We start from the raw sequence: 15,743 nt of genomic DNA, 5'->3' as shown, positions 1-15,743 counted from the left end.
CGCCAGCCGCTCGGGCTCCATCTATGAGCGGGATTAAGGGAAGTCGAAAGAAGCGGTTCAAACAGCAGATGATTCCCGGCAGGAAGCGGGAATCATCTTTTTTGTTCTTCTGCATATAGTTTAGGGCAGAAGTACGAGCCCGTTCCGCTGGCGCCAGCCTGTTGGAGACGAGCCGTCAGTCCCTGCGGATCGGAGTCGATGGAGGATGAAGAGAAGCGTAGCTTTCGAGGAGGCCGGTCGCGACGGAGTCGTGACGGAGCTGGATTTTACGATACAAGGGATGAGCTGCGCGGCCTGCGCGGCCAGAATTGAACGTGCGGTTGGCCGAATGGAAGGAATCCATGAAGCGGCGGTCAGCTTCCCGCTTCGTACAGCGTGGGTGCAGATGGATGCCGGCAAGGTTTCGCGCGAGGAGGTCGAGCGTAAAATCAATACTCTCGGATTTACCGCTATGACGACGGAGTCGGCGGGACGAGGGCTGCGCAAGGAACGTACCGCATTGCTTATCCGCTTTATCGCTTCGGCGCTGCTCACGCTGCCGCTGCTGGCTTCGATGCTGCAGCATATTCCCCTCCTGCAGCCGTTTGCGGGATTGCTGCCTTTATGGCTTCACCAGCCTTGGCTGCAGTTGATTCTCGCTACGCTGATCCAGTTCGTCATCGGGATGCCGTTTTACTTCGGCGCTTACCATGCCATCAGGCAGCGCAGCGCCAATATGGATGTCCTTGTTGCGCTCGGCACGACGGCGGCTTATCTGTACAGCCATTACGTCGTATTTTCGGAGGGCCTTGTTCATTCGGCGGATTGGCCGCATCATGCGGCTCCGCTTTATTTTGAGACGTCGGCGGTCGTCATAACGGCCATTCTCCTCGGCAAGCTGATCGAGACAAACGCCTCGCTGCGCACGTACGACGAATCGTTCGGTTTCGGACAACTTCAGAGCGGCACGGCGAAAGTGGAGAGAGAAGGGGAGATCGTCGAGATCCGGACGGAATTCGTCCGCGAAGGAGAGATCGTCATCGCGAACGGCGGCGATCTGATTCCGGTGGACGGTACGGTCGCAAGCGGCGAATCCATGGTGGATGAGTCGTTGCTGACCGGCGAAAGTCTAGGCGCGGCGAAGCTGCCCGGTGACGATGTATGGGCGGGGACAATGAATGTATACGGCACGCTGCGGATCCAGACCAAGGCGGCCGGTCACGATACGATGGTAAGCCGAATTGCGGAGCTGGTCAGACAAGGGCAGCGCTCCAAGTCGAGCATACAATCCCAGGTAGACGCGGCTGCTGGCTGGTTCGTTCCGATGATGCTTATGGTGGCTGCCTTGAGTTTATTGTTATGGGGATTATGGCTGAAGCCCGGCGATTGGGGGCATGCGGCGACTTGCGCCATTGCAGTCCTGCTCGCGGCTTGTCCTTGCGCGCTGGGACTGGCGGCACCAATCTCGCTCGCCATCGCATCGGGCAGACTTGCGAAGCGTGGCATCATCGCAAAGGAAGCGAGCGTGCTGGAGCGGCTTGCCGCGATTCGGACAATCGTTCTCGACAAGACGGGAACGTTGACGGAGGGCAAGCCGAAGGTAAAGCATATTCAGTCATTTTCGATGGGCCAATCAGCTTTGCTGCGAGTGACCGCAGCCTTGGAAGCGGAATCCCGCCATCCCTTGGCCGAGGCGTTGCGGGAGGAAGCGCGAAGGCTCGGCATGAAAGTCACGGCAGCGGAGGGGATTGTGACGACCGTCGCCGGAGGCGTGAAGGGACGGATACATGGCATTACTTACACGTACGGCAATCTGAGGCATATCGAACGCGAAGGATACCGCATTGGAGCTGCTGCCGGGCAGGCGGCCAAGCTGCGAGAGCGGCTTGGGGAGACGGTGCTGTATGCGATGAAGGAAGGGGAATGTATCGGTATCGTCGGCTATTCGGATCGTTTGAAAATCGACGCGGCACAGACAGTCAAGGACCTTCGCAAGCTCGGCGTCGAACCGATGATCGCGACCGGAGATCATGAAGCCCCTGCGAGAGCCGCGGCATCGACGCTTGGCATCCGCGATGTAAGGTCGTCCATGCTTCCGGAAGACAAGCTTACTTATATCGAGAGCTTGAAGTCTCGCGGCGCAAAGGCTGCTTTTGCCGGAGACGGCTGGAACGACGCGCCGGCGCTGGCTGCCGCGGATGTCGGAATCGCGATGGGAGACGGGACGGAAGGCGCGCTGGCTGCCGGCCATATGACGCTGCTGTTTTCGAGGCTGCCCGCCATACCGGAGGCCATACGGATCAGCCGACAAACCTTGCGCAATATTCGGCAAAATCTGGCTTTCGCGCTGCTTTATAACGCCTTCATTATCCCCTTCGCCGCGATGGGCATGTTACAGCCATGGATGGCCGGAACCGCGATGGCGCTTAGCTCGGTATCGGTAGTCGGCAATGCGCTGCGCCTGCGGGGAGGGCTGGGCATGACGGAAGCAAGAGGATTGCAAGGATGATCACCTTGCAGACGGCCGGACTTGTGCTGCTAACGGGATTGTTCAGCGCTCCGCATTGCATCGGCATGTGCGGCGGCATCGTATCGTCGGTATCGCTGCATTCGGGATTGACGGCGACGAGGTCGATGTTGTTGTACAACGCGGGACGGATTTTGTCTTATAGCGCAATGGGCGCAATGATGGGTGCCGTAGGTTCGTTCGTCGATGTTGCGGGCGACCTGGCTGGCGTGCGGGGGCTGGCCTCCATCATCGGAGGCGTGTTCGTGCTTCTCTGGCTTTGGCGCAGATTTCAACTTCCGCTTATGGGCAGGCTGTCCGGCATGCTTCATCGAGGTTTGGCGGGCGGGGGAGCTTCGGCGGATGGAGAAACCGTTGCGCGCCCGAGTCGCACCAGCGACTCCATGCACGTGATCGCGACGGGCATCGCCTTTGGTTTTTTGCCTTGCGGCTTAACTTATGCCATGGGGATGAATGCAGCGGCATCAGGCTCGATGCTGGAAGGCGCTTTGATCATGATGCTGTTCGGACTTGGCACCTTCCCTGCGTTGGCTGCAGCCGCATCCATCGCGGCATTCGCGAACCGTCGCTGGCGGCGTTTTATGCGCAGGGCAGGCGTCGTCACGGCAGCTGCGGTCGGCGTTGTCGCGATTCTCAGAGGGCTGGCGGTAAACGGATGGATTCCGTCGATCTCGCCTTGGTTGTGGTAATCCGCCGGCGAATGCGAATACGAACAACTTATGGTGCAAGGCAGGACGTCATCGCATAAAGCAGCATCAGATAGCTGGACAAGTTACCGTGATTAAATATTAATAACATTAATATATTGCCTTCAAAGTTCTGGAGATTGTAAAAGGATCGCCGTTAGCAGGCTCTATAACTGCGGTCGCACGCCATAGGCCAGCCATAAGCGGCATGCCGTCTCCTTCGTATTGACCGGGGGATGTTTCCTGCAAGTCGAATAAATAATCGCCGCATAACATATTCAGCATTTCCAGCTTTACGTTAATAACGGAATCCGTTAGAGGCTCGCCGAAGTCGTCGCGCAAGACGAGTACAAAAGGGTTCGGTTGAAGTACGACGGCCGGATATTGTTCGATGGACCACTCGATTTGCACATCGGGCCGATCATGCAGCGTTGTAGCGGAATCGGCAGCGCCGGCAGACAACGAGAGCGTGGTCAAATAGATGACAATAGCTATTAATAAAATGGCTGCTGCCCAAAGCATATATTTCCATCGGTTTGACGATCCTGCTGTTTTCTGCCCGGTTGTATTCGTAAGCTCGGTTTTAGACAATCGATTACCTCCTTCAAACATGTACCGCCGGGTTCCGGAGCAGATTCCCGTTTCTTACTCGTATGCAGGGACGTGCACCCGTTATGCGAATCAGGCATTAAAAATACGGATATACGATGGACAAATGTGGGGAGCAAGTGTATAGTTACTACTGACCAAGTTGAATAGCAATGATAGAGGCGTCAAGCTTTACCGCAAGGCCGCTGCCCAGCGTCCCGCGCGGTTGAGCCTTGACTTAATTGGGGAAGCCGGTTGAAATCCGGCGCGGACCCGCCACTGTAAGGAAGGGAGCCTGCATAGATTGTTTGCATGGTCTCCGAGCGCGGCAGCATGAAAACATCGAACATTCCGTTCGATAGAACATGCCGACTCAACTTCCAAGCCAGGATACCAGCCTGTATCTTTACGCCGTTGCCTACGCGGAATTAGGCTGGTGTTGGATGGGGCAATATCCGGCCGAATTGGCGGGTATACGCGAGCATTTCCGGCACATGTGCTGGAAGTGCTTTTTTGTTGTTAATTTCGCTGAAATCATGAACTGTGAAACGGGTCTAAGATGAAGAGAGAGTGGGGAACCAACCTTGAAACAAAAAAAAGTATGGAGCTCGCAATCCTGGCTTAGCTTGCTGATGATCGTCCTTATGCTGACGCTTGCGGCATGTTCGGGCAACAATGACAAATCGACGGGAGGCGCATCGGCCGAACCATCGCCAACGGCGTCGACACAACCGCAAGAGACGGAAGCGACAGCCGAAGAGACGGTTTATCCGCTGACGATAGTCGACGTTACCGGGACGGAGCTTGTATTTGACAAAGCGCCGACTGCTGTCGTATCGATCGCCCCTAGCGAGACGGAATCCATCTTTGCCATCGGCGGCGGCGAAACGGTCGTTGGCGTCGACAGCAACAGCAATTATCCGGAGGAAGTGAAGGGATTGCCGCAGGTCGGCGATTATATAACGAATATCGAAGCCGTTGCCGCGCTGAATCCGGATCTCGTCCTGGCTGCTTCTATGAACGGCGATGCCATTACGAAGCTCCGCGAACTGGATATTCCCGTATACGTAACGGATCCGAAGTCTTACGAAGAAGTCGTTGCCAAACTCGAGGATCTTGGTAAAATAATGAATATGAATACTGCCGCTGCGGAAGCGGCTGATAAAATGCGCTCAACGCTTGCCCAAGTGACGAACGCGGTGAAGGATGCCGAAAAGAAAAAGGTTTACCTGGAGATTAGCCCAGGCTGGACGGTCGGCTCCGGCGAGTTTCTGGACGCTATGATTACGCTGGCCGGCGGCACAAATGTCGCTGCTTCGCAGCCAGGGTGGTTCGAGGTAAACGTCGAGGAAGTCATTACGCAGAATCCTCAAATTATTATCTATCCTGAATACGGAGAAGGAAGCCCGACTGAAGCGGATATCGTGGCGCGCCCAGGCTGGTCTGAGCTTGACGCCGTGAAAAACGATGCCATCATCGCCGTCGCGAACGATCCCCTCGTACGCGTGGGTCCGCGCCTGGCCGACTCCTTGCTGGAGCTGGCCAAGGCTATTCATCCCGAGCTTATAAAATAAGCACATGAACAGAACATTAATCGGTTATGGAGGAGCAGCTATGCTCCTTCTTGCTGTTTCTATCACTGCCAGTTTGTCTATGGGCTCCGCTGGGCTGTCTTTCGCGGACGTATGGGGCATCTTGCTCCATCAGCTGCCCTGGATGCCGGACGCGGATACGATCTGGTCCCGCGGCGAGGTGGCGATCGTCATGCAGGTCAGACTGTCGCGCGTGCTGCTAGCCGTGCTAGTCGGCGCTTGTCTTGCGCTTGCGGGCACGGGCTTTCAAGGCGTGCTTCGCAACCCGCTAGCAGATCCGTACACGCTTGGCGTGGCGTCGGGGAGCTCGGTTGGCGCGGCTTTCTTGATTTTATTCGGTTTCCAGCTGGCCATTGGCGTCTGGACGATTCCGATTGTCGCTTTCCTGACGGGAATTGCGACCCTGCTGGGCGTAATCGCCTTATCGCGTTCCAATGGCGTGATGCAAATCCAGACGCTTATTTTGTCCGGAGTCATTCTGCAATCGTTTCTTGGCGCTTTCGTTTCGCTGATGGTGTCGATGTCGGAGGGCGTCGTCAATCAAATCCTGTTCTGGATCATGGGCTCGCTCGCGATGCGAGGATGGGAGCATGTGACGATGCTGCTTCCGTTTCTATTGATCGGGCTGGTCATATTGATCGCATACAGCGGCACGATGAATTTATTTGTACTCGGAGAAAGGCAGGCCGCCCATCTTGGCGTGCGGGTCGAACGAACCAAGCTGATCGTGTTGGTCGCGTCCACGCTGCTAACGGCAGCCGCGGTGTCCGTCTCCGGCGTAATCGGTTTTGTAGGTCTCGTTGTGCCGCATATGATCCGGCTAATCGTCGGACCGGATTATCGGTACATCACTCCTTTGTCGGCTATTGCCGGCGGTATTTTTCTACTGTGGGCGGATACGCTGGCCAGGACGGCGCTTAGTCCAAAGGAACTGCCGCTCGGAGTCGTTACGGCGCTGGTCGGCGCGCCCTTTTTTGCTTACTTGCTGCATCGCCGGATGAAGGATCAGAGAGGAGAGGAGTAGGATGGAGCTTTCGCTATGTAACATCTCCTATTCCGTGCCAGGCAAACGAATCTTGCAAAATATAAACGAGAGCTTTAAACCGGGGCGATTCTACGGCATTATTGGGCCTAACGGCGTTGGCAAGTCGACGCTGCTCAAGCTGCTGTCCGGGATCGAGAAGCCGGAGCAAGGCGAAGCGCGGTTGGACGGACGCGACATTAGCGCTATTCCGCGCAAGGAGCTTGCTCGTGACGTTGCGGTTCTGCAGCAAGGCGGCTTGGCGCCGGTTGGTTTTACCGTAAAAGAGATTGTGCGGATGGGCCGATTTCCATATCAGAGCTGGCTTGGAGGCGAGTCCGTCGATCCGGAGCCATTAATTAATGAAGCGTTGGAGTCGATGGGGTTGACCGGGCTGCAGCATCGTCGCTTGCATCAGTTAAGCGGAGGCGAACGTCAGCGCGTTGCGCTTGCCAAGCTGATGGTGCAGCAGCCTCGGATTTTGCTGCTCGACGAACCTACGACGTACCTAGATATCGGGTATCAGTTACAATTGCTGGACAATGTGCGTGCTTGGCAAAAGAGCGAAGGGCTGCTCGTTATTGCCGTTTTGCATGATCTGAATTTGGCGGCGATGTATGCGGACGAGCTTATTGCTTTGCATGAAGGCAAAGTGCTGGCGAGAGGCGTGCCGGATGCCGTTTTGCAGCCTGATCTCATCGAGACGATGTATGAGACGCGAGCGACGATTATTCGTCATCCCGAGCTGGACGTTCCTCAGGTTATGCTCGCTCCTGGCGTGATAAAATCTAACGGACTATTATCCAGAAGTTTAGAAGCGCATGTAAGACGTCTTTAGCCGCTATCAAGGAGGAAGTATCATAATGGCAATCGAGGAATTGGAGCAGAAGTTGAAGGACGTCATCATGTCTATTCCTGCATATGACACGGATGCCGCAGAACGGGCACGGCGACATTCGGATCAATTGACGAAGCCTCCCGGCAGCTTGGGCAAGCTGGAGGAAATGGCGGCTAGGCTGGCTGGCATAAGCGGCAAGCTGTGGCCGGACCTGTCGCGGCGAGCGGTTATCGTGATGGCCGGCGATCATGGCGTATGCGAGGAAGGGGTCAGCGCGTTTCCATCCGCCGTAACGCCGCAGATGGTCATGAACTTCCTGCACGGAGGCGCGGCAGTGAACGTATTAGCCCGCCAGGCCGGCGCGGAGGTGGTCTGCGTAGATATGGGGGTAGCGGCAGAGCTGTCTCATCCGGATTTGATATCGCGTAAAGTTGTTTATGGAACCGCCAATATGGCGAAAGGCGCGGCAATGAGCCGAGAACAGACACTTCAGGCCATTGTGGCAGGCATTAATATCGCCGAAGAGAAGGCAAAGCAAGGCATCGCCCTGTTCGCTACCGGAGAGATGGGAATCGGCAACACGACTGCAAGCGCGGCAATCGCATCCGTGCTGGGCGGTTTGTCTGCGGAGCTGGCCGTCGGCAGAGGGACGGGTACCGGAGATGAAGCTCTGATGCGCAAGATCGAAGTCGTACGCAAGGCCATCGCGGTAAATGAGCCAAATCCGGGCGACCCCGTCGATGTTTTGGCTAAAGTGGGCGGCGCGGAGATCGCCGGACTGGCGGGCGTTATGATAGGGGCCGCGGCGAACCGTTGTCCCGTCGTGATCGACGGGTACATTTCGTCTGCCGCGGCATTGGCAGTTGCGCGGTTGGCACCAGGAGCGTTGCCTTATATGTTGGCGTCCCATTTGTCGCATGAACACGCGCATGGTGCTTTGCTGGAGGTGATCGGTCTGTCTCCGATCATTCATCTTGAGATGCGTTTGGGTGAAGGAACGGGAGCTGTGCTTAGCTTCCACTTGATCGACGCAGCTCTTCAATTAATGACGGAGATGGCGACGTTCGACAGCGCGGGCGTCTCGAAAGGATAGGAGGAAACGAAGTATGGCCGTTCTTATAACGGGAGGAGCGCGCAGCGGCAAAAGCGCGTTCGCGGAGCGTTACGCCCGCTCCATCGGCAAGGAAGGCATCTACGTGGCGACAGGACAAGCTTTTGACGACGAAATGGCGGATCGAATCCGGCAGCATCGCCTCGATCGCGAGAAACAGGCCGGGATAACGTGGACAACAGTCGAAGAACCTTTCAAGCTAGCGGAATGGCTGCAAGCTTACACGGACAATAGCCATTCTAATGGTAGCCTCCAATTAGAGCCCCATCATTCCCGTCCGAATTCGATAAGCGACAAATTGCGTGGTCCCGTTGTCCTTGTAGATTGTTTGACATTATGGCTGACCAATCATCTCCTGAGGGAAGAGGAGGACCCGTCTGTACAGCTATCCGTGGAAATCGACAAGCTGATCGCCGCCATCTCCGCGTTCCCCTTGCCCCTGCTCCTGGTCACCAACGAGGTCGGCGACGGAATAGTACCCAGCTATCCGCTCGGGCGTCGATTCCGCGACGAAGCAGGGCGATTAAATCAACGCGCAGCAGCCGTGTCCGAACGCGTTTTTCTCGTGACGTCCGGCATCCCGGTTGATCTTCGCTCCATCGCGTTCCGCATCGAAGAGGATATATGATCTACAGCTTTCAGGAGCTCCTGCTGTTATCGGCTGCGGCCATCGTTATTGACTGGATCATCGGCGATCCCCGTTGGCCGACGCATCCCGTTATCTGGATAGGGCGATGGATACGCTGGATCGAGAAGCGGCTATTGACGGATCGGCATCGGAAACATCCCTTCGCGGGGCGATCATTAGGTTGCCTGCTTACAGTTTCTACTATGCTGCTCTGCATGGGGACGGTATGGGGAATAGTCGCAATCGCCGACTTCATTCATCTTTGGCTTGGTTATGCGGTTTCGGCTTGGCTGATCTCGACGACGATTGCGGTCAAAGGGCTGAAAGATGCGGCAATGCTTGTCTATACACCGCTTGCCAATGGCGATCTGCCGGAGGCTCGCCGTTATGTCGGCTACATCGTCGGCAGGGATACTTCCAGTCTCGATGAACGGGAAGTGACGCGGGCGACAGTCGAGACCGTATCGGAAAATACGGTTGATGCGTTCGTTTCGCCCATTTTGTTCGCACTATTGGGAGGCGCGCCATTGGCCATGTTGTATCGTGGCGTTAACACGCTCGACTCTATGGTTGGTTACCGCAATGACCGTTATCGTTATTACGGATGGTGTTCCGCCCGAATGGATGATCTTCTCAATCTTATACCGGCCAGAGTAACCGGCCTCTGCATGATTATCGCGGCAGCTATTCTGCCGGGAATGAATCCATGGAGAGCATTGACAAGCATATGGGTTTTCGCCCGCCGTCATCCGAGCCCGAACAGCGGCATTCCGGAATCGGCAACTGCCGGCGCGCTCGGAATCGAGCTTGGGGGACGCAATGTATACTTTGGCACGGTCAGCGAACGGGCGAGAATGGGTTATCCGTTGCGGCCGATTTCTATTGAAGATACCCGCTCCGTCATCAGGTTGTTATATGTCGTTAGTTGTATGGTTGGAATAGGGGTGGTGCTGACATGGTTCGTCGTTCGTTGAAGGAAGAATGGTTCGCGGCCATTGCGGCCATCCAATTTCTCACCAGATTGCCTATACCCGTTGTCGTGCCTTTCGAGCCGCGTGTTTTGGCGCGGAGCGTGGCTTACTTTCCATTGGCTGGTCTGGCTATTGGTGTTTTGACGGCAGGATTGGCATGGTTGCTATCATTCGTGTTGCCGCTCTGGCCAGCATCGATTCTTACATTAGCCGTTTGGCTCGGACTAAGCGGGGGACTTCATCTCGATGGCTGGATGGATACGGCAGACGGCGTACTGAGCCATCGTTCCCGCGAGCGAATGCTGGATATTATGAAGGACAGTCGGGTTGGCGCGATGGGAGCGGCGGCGGCAATTCTGCTTCTCATGCTCAAAGCATCGCTGCTGGTTGAACTGATGGGTTATGGGATAACCGCTTTGTTGCCCGCACTGATTGCTGCTTCCTGTTATGGAAGAACCGCGATGGCTTTGGCGATTGTCGGCTGGCCGCCAGCACGTAAAACGGAAGGTTTGGGTCCATTGTTTAATGGGGTTAATAAACGATGGACGGCCGTTAATTATGTTTTATCTGTCGTATTTTGTTACATTATATTAAATGTTAATGGGGTTAATGAAATAAATTCATTATCGATTTCGATCGTCGCATCATTATTTATGTCGTTAATTGTCTGGGGATTTGGCGGCTGGTTGGCCCGCAAGCTTGGAGGTTTGACCGGCGATACTTATGGAGCGATAAACGAGGCGGTCGAAGCGGCGATCCTGCTCCTGGCTGTCATCGGCGTACGACTTTGGCTATAAGCAAACGATCATTGGAATTCGGGAGGTGCAGGCATGTTAGAGAGGTATGGACACGGAGGCGATCTGAGGACGGCCTCGGAAGTGTTCGGCAGAAGCGCGGAATCCTTCGACGACTTCAGCTCGAATATGAATCCGCTGGGACCGCCGCCGTCGATAAGGAATGTACTTGCAGGATACCTGGAACATATTCATGCTTATCCGGACCCGGCTTCTCGGGCATTAAAGAAGACGCTTGCGAACAGACACGGCATACCGGAGAATGCGATTCTTGTCGGCAATGGAGCGGCAGAGATTATCGATCTTGCCGTAAGAGCGATTCGGCCGGGAATAACCGCGCTTGCAATGCCTTGCTTCGACGAATACGGGGATGCCGTTCGCAAGTTGGGCGGAGAGATCTATCCCATTCCATTGGATGCGGCCAAAGCGTTCGAATTGGGCGAAGCAGAGATCGGGGCGGCAATAGAGCGCTCCGGCGCCGACTTATATATGTTAGGTTCGCCAAATAACCCGACGGGGAGGCTGGTAGATTCCGGCCTGATTTACAGGCTGCTGGACAGCGGCGCATATGTCGTGTTGGATGAAGCCTTCCTTTCCTTCGTCCCGGACGAAGGAAAGGTCACGCTTGTGCAAGCAGCTGTGCAGCATGAACGTTTTATCGTCATTCGCTCCATGACGAAGTTCTATTCGGTGCCGGGCATACGGTTAGGGTATGCCGTTGGAAAACCTTCGACAATCTCTCGACTGCGCAAGCTCCAAGTTCCGTGGAGCGTCAATTCGCTGGCGCAGCAGATCGGAGAAGCGGCATTAATGGACGCAGAATTTGAGGCGAGAAGCAGGCAATGGCTGGTGACCGAACGAAAGTGGTTAACCGATGAGCTTAGACGCATGGACATGCAAGTCACGCCGAGCGAAGCAAACTATTTGCTGCTCCGTTTGCCGGAAAGCTCCCGGCTTCGGCTTAGCGCAAGTCAGCTGCAATTGGAGATGGGACGGCGCGGCGTCCTCATTCGCGATGCTTCCCGCTTTCAGGGTCTGGATCACCGCTACATTCGTGTAGCGATTAAGCTTAGGGAGCAGAATGAGCGGCTGCTGCTCGCATTATCGGAATGCCTTGGCGCCGCAAAAGACGGAAGCGGGGATTCCGCATGACCCAGCCCTTCCGAACAATGGCCCGATATTCGCCTGCAATATGGCCAGAGCTGAGTCTGGAGCTGGAGGAAGATTTGCTTCGCGTAACGTTTACTGTCAGGCTGCATGTACTGAGCAGCGCCATACTGCCCGGCGGCTTCTCGGAGGCCGATTCGCTGCTAAACTGGAAGGTGCCGCTTGATTACGGCGGCGGCGATCCATTGTCCCAGCTCAAGTCACGATGTCAACTGGCGGGGGAGGACCCGGCACGAACGATTGGATTTATGACGGCGGCGAAGCTGACTCATGCCTCCATCCAGGAACGTGACGGAGATCAGTGCAAACTTGTATGCTGCGTGACCGCCGGCACACGCAACGCCGCGCGTGCCGGCTATGGACGCGAGACTTATTCGGCCTATGATCCGGGGACGATCAATATAGCGATTTTCATCGACGGACGCTTAACAGAATCTGCGATGGCGGGAGCTATCATCACGGCAACGGAAGCGAAGACCGCCGCGCTGCAAGAGCTAGGTATCAAGGAATGGGGGACGGAGCATCTGGCAACCGGCACCACAACCGACGCCATAGCCGTCTGCGTCAGTCAGCGAGGGAGCGAGACGCATGCTTATGCAGGCGTAGCGACGACGATCGGCTGCGCGATTGGCGAAGCTGTCTACCAAGCCGTATGGGAAGCGGTTGCTACGCAAAGCGAAGCCTAGCGGGAGGTTTGAGCCGGATTCGACAGGGGAATGCTGAACAAATCGATCTTTTTTTGTAATGACCCTGCAACTTTTCCATTATCTGAACGTCTATACGATAGCGCGCAGGGACGGCTTAAGAGGGCGGCATACGCTTCTGGCGGACCATACATGGCATTGCGCAGGAATAGATAGAGGAGTTGTGGAGATGCTGCAAGGACAACGCAGACAAACCTGGAAACGGAAAGCCGCTGCACTGACGATAGCCGCTGCACTAATTGCTTCGCCAATCGGACAAGTGTCGGCGCTGGACGCGCCTATTACATCGGGCACCAGCTACGTCATTTTGTATTTGAATAACCAGGAGGCTTTCCTGAACGGGGAGCAGGTTACGCTGGATTCGCCCGCGACCGTCAAAAATGGACGTACATACGTACCTGTCAAATTCCTCGGGGATGCCTTCGGCATGAAGGTGGAATGGCAGGAGTCTACGCGGACGATCGTCATGGAGACGCCGTCTCACGAAATTTTGTTGGACACGGTGAACAAGTTTGCATGGGTCAATGGCATCCAGTTTCCATTCGATGATGTCGCGATGCTCAAGAACGGAAGGCTGCTTATTAAATTGACGTGGTTGTCGGATTACATGGGCGCCACCTACACGTACAACCACGAGCTTCGGCGCGTCGATGTCCTGTACGTAAACAAGCCGGAGGGCAATTATGACCCGGACCAGAACAATTCGAAGCCGGTTGCAAAGTTCGCTTTCGGCAAACCAACCTACCGGATCGGCGAACCTGTCAAATACATCAATCTGAGCTACGACCCCGATGCGGAAGGCGTTCGCATGGAGTGGGAAGGCAATGAAGAAGTTTTCTTTAAGGCAGGAACTTATCCCGTTACATTGACGGTTACGGATCAGAAAGGCAACAAAAGCAAGTCGTACACCCGTCACCTTGTCATTGAAGACGAAATCTACATGAACGAGGTCGAATATCCGATCTATACCAAGCCGATCGGCGGTTACATTGCGACGGATTGGAAGACGTTGTACGCGCATTATTTCAACCTGCCGGATTTGGCAAAGACCGTAACCGAAGACAAATCGCGGACCTTGCTGCTTAGCGATAGTCCGGAGACGTTTACGGAAACAGGCATTCTGTATCAGGATGTCATTAATGGCAAAGGCCGTCTGTACGCGGATCATCTCAATGGTACAGGCAGCAAGGTCGGTTTCGCCATTATGGCAACAAACAAGACGGATAAACCCGTCAAAATCCTGACGACGAACAAAGGCGAGGTGTTCCCGTCCATCTACGCGCATCTCATCGGAAGCGAAGCCATGGTAGACTTCCTTGCGTACGACGCCAAAACCGAGACGATGACGATTCCGCCGGGCGAGACTTTCGTATACAAGCAGTTCCCGGATTTCTATCCCGGTCAAGGCGTTAATTTGATGTACGATGTCGAGACGGACGGCGAGGTTCAATTTACATTCGCGACAGCCGATACCGTGTCGAAGAACATGCTAGATATGACCAAGCTTCCTTTCACCGGCCATATTCGCGGGACATTCCAGATTGCGGGTTTTGATTGGAAAGTGGACCTATCCGCGAACGGCCTGAAGAAACCGACTAAACTTGTCATCGGCGACGGCAAGATCGATCCGTTCCAAATGGGCTACGATCCGCAGCGCGGCGAAGAAGCTACGCTTTGGGGCAACTATGGGACGGTGTACCGTATCCATTCCGACAAGCCGCAGAAGATGGCCATCATGATACTGGCCAAGGGAGGTCCCTTCAAAGGTCCGTTCAAAATTAACGGAGAGCTTGTAAAGGTGCCGGCTTCCGGCGTATTGACGGCTTTCGACGGCATGATTATGCTGCACAAAACAACCGGCAAGGAAGATTCGCTCGATATTGAATTCAGCCCGCCGGCCGGATCGGCATTCCCGATTAACCTGATCTTCTATCCGCTCGACGATCGCGCGTTATAAGCGCGAGTAATGGCAAGGCCATATGCTGCACCAATGAACAGGCATCGCTTCCTTCCTTCGAAGGCTGCGATGCCTGTTCCGCGCTAATCTTCATCTGGACAACTTGTGCGCTTCATATTAAAATATTAGTTCGGGTTTATAAGGAGGAAGTTGATGAATCACGAAGCAGGGACGCCGCCCGGCAGTAGAAGAAAGCAGATCGTCATTGTCGTATCGGTGTTCATAGCCGTCATTGCGGTCGCGGCGATCATTTTCATGTTGCTCGTCCAATCGCTAAATCAGAAGTCGGAACAAAAAAACAATGTGCTGGATTCCGTTGCGGGCTACACCTACCTGGCGGCCGAAGCGACGAATGGTTTGAAGCTGCATATCCTCAAGACGAAACCTTCGAACGTGACATTGGAGGTAATCTCGAACAATGTCACGTTGTCCGGCAAAGCGGGCGTTAACGGCGGCTTCTTTTACGGGACGGATCTGATGAGTCTAGCCGTGGTCGGGGGCCATCCGGTTAACGGTGCCAAAAGTGATTACGGCAGCGGCTGGGAAAATATGAAATATGCGCGAGGCACCCTCGTTTGGGACGGAAAATCGGATTCTCTAAGCGTTCAGGTCGTGAGGCAGTCCACGGAGCTGAAGATAAAGGATGTCGAGCGCTTCTGGGCGCAAGGCGGAATCAGCATGTCGCTTGGCGATGATGCGGGCTGGCAAGCGCAAACCCTTGCAGAGGCAGCGCCATTTCCGGATGATCTAAGGCTGCGATCCGGCGCCGTATATGACGATAAAGGTTTCCTGTATTTAATCGTGAGCGAAACGCCTGGCACATTAGAGTCGTTCCGGGACGGGATTAAGGAACTGCTGGACGATCAGGGACTAGTCGACGGCATTTTTCTGGATGGAGACGGATCCTCGCAGCTGCTCAGCAAAGAAGCGGCGCTGCCGGGGGACAATCGGCCAGTCGTTCAGATGATTCGTATTATGAAATAAAGCTTGGAAGGGTTGGATGGAGATGGGGCCTTTGCCGATCGACGAAGTGCTGCCGGAGCTGCTGGACTCGCTTGCGCGCGGACGCAATGCCGTGCTGGTTGCAGAGCCTGGGGCAGGCAAAACGACACGTGTGCCGCTGGCGCTGCTGAAGCAGAAGTGGCTGGCCGGCAAGCGCATCGTTATGCTGGAGCCAAGA

Annotated in this window: 15 protein-coding genes and 1 riboswitch; of the genes, 14 read left to right on the top strand and 1 reads right to left on the bottom strand. The window is 55.2% G+C overall.

Annotated features, from left to right (window positions below):
• Positions 1-205 precede the first annotated feature (205 nt).
• A complete protein-coding gene (locus PAT3040_RS20280) occupies positions 206-2,488 on the top strand; it encodes a heavy metal translocating P-type ATPase (protein WP_108994154.1) in 2,283 nt (760 codons plus the stop codon).
• Positions 2,485-3,195 carry a sulfite exporter TauE/SafE family protein gene (locus PAT3040_RS20275; RefSeq protein WP_108994153.1) on the top strand — a complete coding sequence of 237 codons (711 nt, stop codon included), beginning with the start codon at positions 2,485-2,487 and terminating at the stop codon, positions 3,193-3,195. Before PAT3040_RS20280 ends, PAT3040_RS20275 begins: the two co-directional genes overlap by 4 nt.
• Before the next feature lie 108 nt (positions 3,196-3,303).
• On the opposite strand, the gene PAT3040_RS20270 is transcribed toward PAT3040_RS20275, so the two are convergent.
• On the bottom strand, positions 3,304-3,783 hold the full coding sequence (locus PAT3040_RS20270) for a hypothetical protein (protein WP_108994152.1): 480 nt from the start codon (positions 3,781-3,783) through the stop codon (positions 3,304-3,306).
• Positions 3,784-3,967: 184 nt separating this feature from the next.
• Positions 3,968-4,196: riboswitch (cobalamin riboswitch) on the top strand.
• Positions 4,197-4,364: 168 nt separating this feature from the next.
• Between PAT3040_RS20270 and PAT3040_RS20265 the strand changes: the two genes are divergently transcribed.
• The 12 genes from PAT3040_RS20265 to PAT3040_RS20210 all read left to right on the top strand — a co-directional run.
• Positions 4,365-5,354: an ABC transporter substrate-binding protein gene (locus PAT3040_RS20265; protein ID WP_258235079.1), complete on the top strand. Its 990-nt coding sequence runs from the start codon at positions 4,365-4,367 to the stop codon at positions 5,352-5,354.
• A 4-nt stretch (positions 5,355-5,358) separates the two neighbouring features.
• Positions 5,359-6,396 (top strand): FecCD family ABC transporter permease, encoded by a 1,038-nt coding sequence (locus tag PAT3040_RS20260; RefSeq protein ID WP_108994151.1) that lies wholly within the window; start codon positions 5,359-5,361, stop codon positions 6,394-6,396.
• A 1-nt stretch (position 6,397) separates the two neighbouring features.
• Positions 6,398-7,231, top strand: a complete 834-nt coding sequence (locus tag PAT3040_RS20255; RefSeq protein WP_108994150.1) for an ABC transporter ATP-binding protein — start codon at positions 6,398-6,400, stop codon at positions 7,229-7,231.
• 25 nt (positions 7,232-7,256) lie between these two features.
• Positions 7,257-8,324, top strand: a complete 1,068-nt coding sequence (cobT, locus tag PAT3040_RS20250; protein WP_108994149.1) for a nicotinate-nucleotide--dimethylbenzimidazole phosphoribosyltransferase — start codon at positions 7,257-7,259, stop codon at positions 8,322-8,324.
• A gap of 13 nt (positions 8,325-8,337) precedes the next feature.
• Positions 8,338-8,970, top strand: coding sequence for a bifunctional adenosylcobinamide kinase/adenosylcobinamide-phosphate guanylyltransferase (locus PAT3040_RS20245; RefSeq protein ID WP_108994148.1), 633 nt, complete (start codon positions 8,338-8,340; stop codon positions 8,968-8,970).
• A complete protein-coding gene (cbiB, locus tag PAT3040_RS20240; RefSeq protein WP_108994147.1) occupies positions 8,967-9,944 on the top strand; it encodes an adenosylcobinamide-phosphate synthase CbiB in 978 nt (325 codons plus the stop codon). Before PAT3040_RS20245 ends, cbiB begins: the two co-directional genes overlap by 4 nt.
• A complete protein-coding gene (gene cobS / locus PAT3040_RS20235; RefSeq protein ID WP_108994146.1) occupies positions 9,926-10,738 on the top strand; it encodes an adenosylcobinamide-GDP ribazoletransferase in 813 nt (270 codons plus the stop codon). The genes cbiB and cobS overlap by 19 nt, the downstream gene beginning before the upstream one ends.
• 33 nt (positions 10,739-10,771) lie before the next feature.
• Positions 10,772-11,887: a threonine-phosphate decarboxylase CobD gene (gene cobD / locus PAT3040_RS20230; protein WP_108994145.1), complete on the top strand. Its 1,116-nt coding sequence runs from the start codon at positions 10,772-10,774 to the stop codon at positions 11,885-11,887.
• The gene (locus tag PAT3040_RS20225) at positions 11,884-12,588 is read left to right on the top strand and encodes an adenosylcobinamide amidohydrolase (RefSeq protein ID WP_108994144.1); all 705 of its coding nucleotides are present in this window, start codon (positions 11,884-11,886) and stop codon (positions 12,586-12,588) included. Before cobD ends, PAT3040_RS20225 begins: the two co-directional genes overlap by 4 nt.
• A gap of 187 nt (positions 12,589-12,775) precedes the next feature.
• A complete protein-coding gene (locus PAT3040_RS20220; protein ID WP_087568532.1) occupies positions 12,776-14,563 on the top strand; it encodes a copper amine oxidase N-terminal domain-containing protein in 1,788 nt (595 codons plus the stop codon).
• A gap of 153 nt (positions 14,564-14,716) precedes the next feature.
• On the top strand, positions 14,717-15,547 hold the full coding sequence (locus PAT3040_RS20215; protein ID WP_108994143.1) for a phosphodiester glycosidase family protein: 831 nt from the start codon (positions 14,717-14,719) through the stop codon (positions 15,545-15,547).
• A 16-nt stretch (positions 15,548-15,563) separates the two neighbouring features.
• A partial coding sequence (locus tag PAT3040_RS20210) for a hypothetical protein (RefSeq protein WP_219930304.1) occupies positions 15,564-15,743 on the top strand: 180 nt, incomplete at its 3' end.

Source organism: Paenibacillus agaridevorans, from assembly GCF_003112455.1.
In the GTDB taxonomy this organism is placed as follows: domain Bacteria; phylum Bacillota; class Bacilli; order Paenibacillales; family Paenibacillaceae; genus Pristimantibacillus; species Pristimantibacillus agaridevorans.
Note: the sequence above shows the minus strand (reverse complement) of the source record. Positions and strands in the feature narration are given on the sequence as shown.

What these genes read in the sequence shown, in the direction of transcription:
- PAT3040_RS20280 (WP_108994154.1), top strand. Translation starts at nt 206, where the DNA reads ATGAAGAGAAGCGTAGCTTTCGAGGAGGCCGGTCGCGACGGAGTCGTG.
- PAT3040_RS20275 (WP_108994153.1), top strand. Translation starts at nt 2,485, where the DNA reads ATGATCACCTTGCAGACGGCCGGACTTGTGCTGCTAACGGGATTGTTC.
- PAT3040_RS20260 (WP_108994151.1), top strand. Translation starts at nt 5,359, where the DNA reads ATGAACAGAACATTAATCGGTTATGGAGGAGCAGCTATGCTCCTTCTT.
- PAT3040_RS20255 (WP_108994150.1), top strand. Translation starts at nt 6,398, where the DNA reads ATGGAGCTTTCGCTATGTAACATCTCCTATTCCGTGCCAGGCAAACGA.
- cobT (WP_108994149.1), top strand. Translation starts at nt 7,257, where the DNA reads ATGGCAATCGAGGAATTGGAGCAGAAGTTGAAGGACGTCATCATGTCT.
- PAT3040_RS20245 (WP_108994148.1), top strand. Translation starts at nt 8,338, where the DNA reads ATGGCCGTTCTTATAACGGGAGGAGCGCGCAGCGGCAAAAGCGCGTTC.
- cbiB (WP_108994147.1), top strand. Translation starts at nt 8,967, where the DNA reads ATGATCTACAGCTTTCAGGAGCTCCTGCTGTTATCGGCTGCGGCCATC.
- cobS (WP_108994146.1), top strand. Translation starts at nt 9,926, where the DNA reads ATGGTTCGTCGTTCGTTGAAGGAAGAATGGTTCGCGGCCATTGCGGCC.
- cobD (WP_108994145.1), top strand. Translation starts at nt 10,772, where the DNA reads ATGTTAGAGAGGTATGGACACGGAGGCGATCTGAGGACGGCCTCGGAA.
- PAT3040_RS20225 (WP_108994144.1), top strand. Translation starts at nt 11,884, where the DNA reads ATGACCCAGCCCTTCCGAACAATGGCCCGATATTCGCCTGCAATATGG.
- PAT3040_RS20220 (WP_087568532.1), top strand. Translation starts at nt 12,776, where the DNA reads ATGCTGCAAGGACAACGCAGACAAACCTGGAAACGGAAAGCCGCTGCA.
- PAT3040_RS20215 (WP_108994143.1), top strand. Translation starts at nt 14,717, where the DNA reads ATGAATCACGAAGCAGGGACGCCGCCCGGCAGTAGAAGAAAGCAGATC.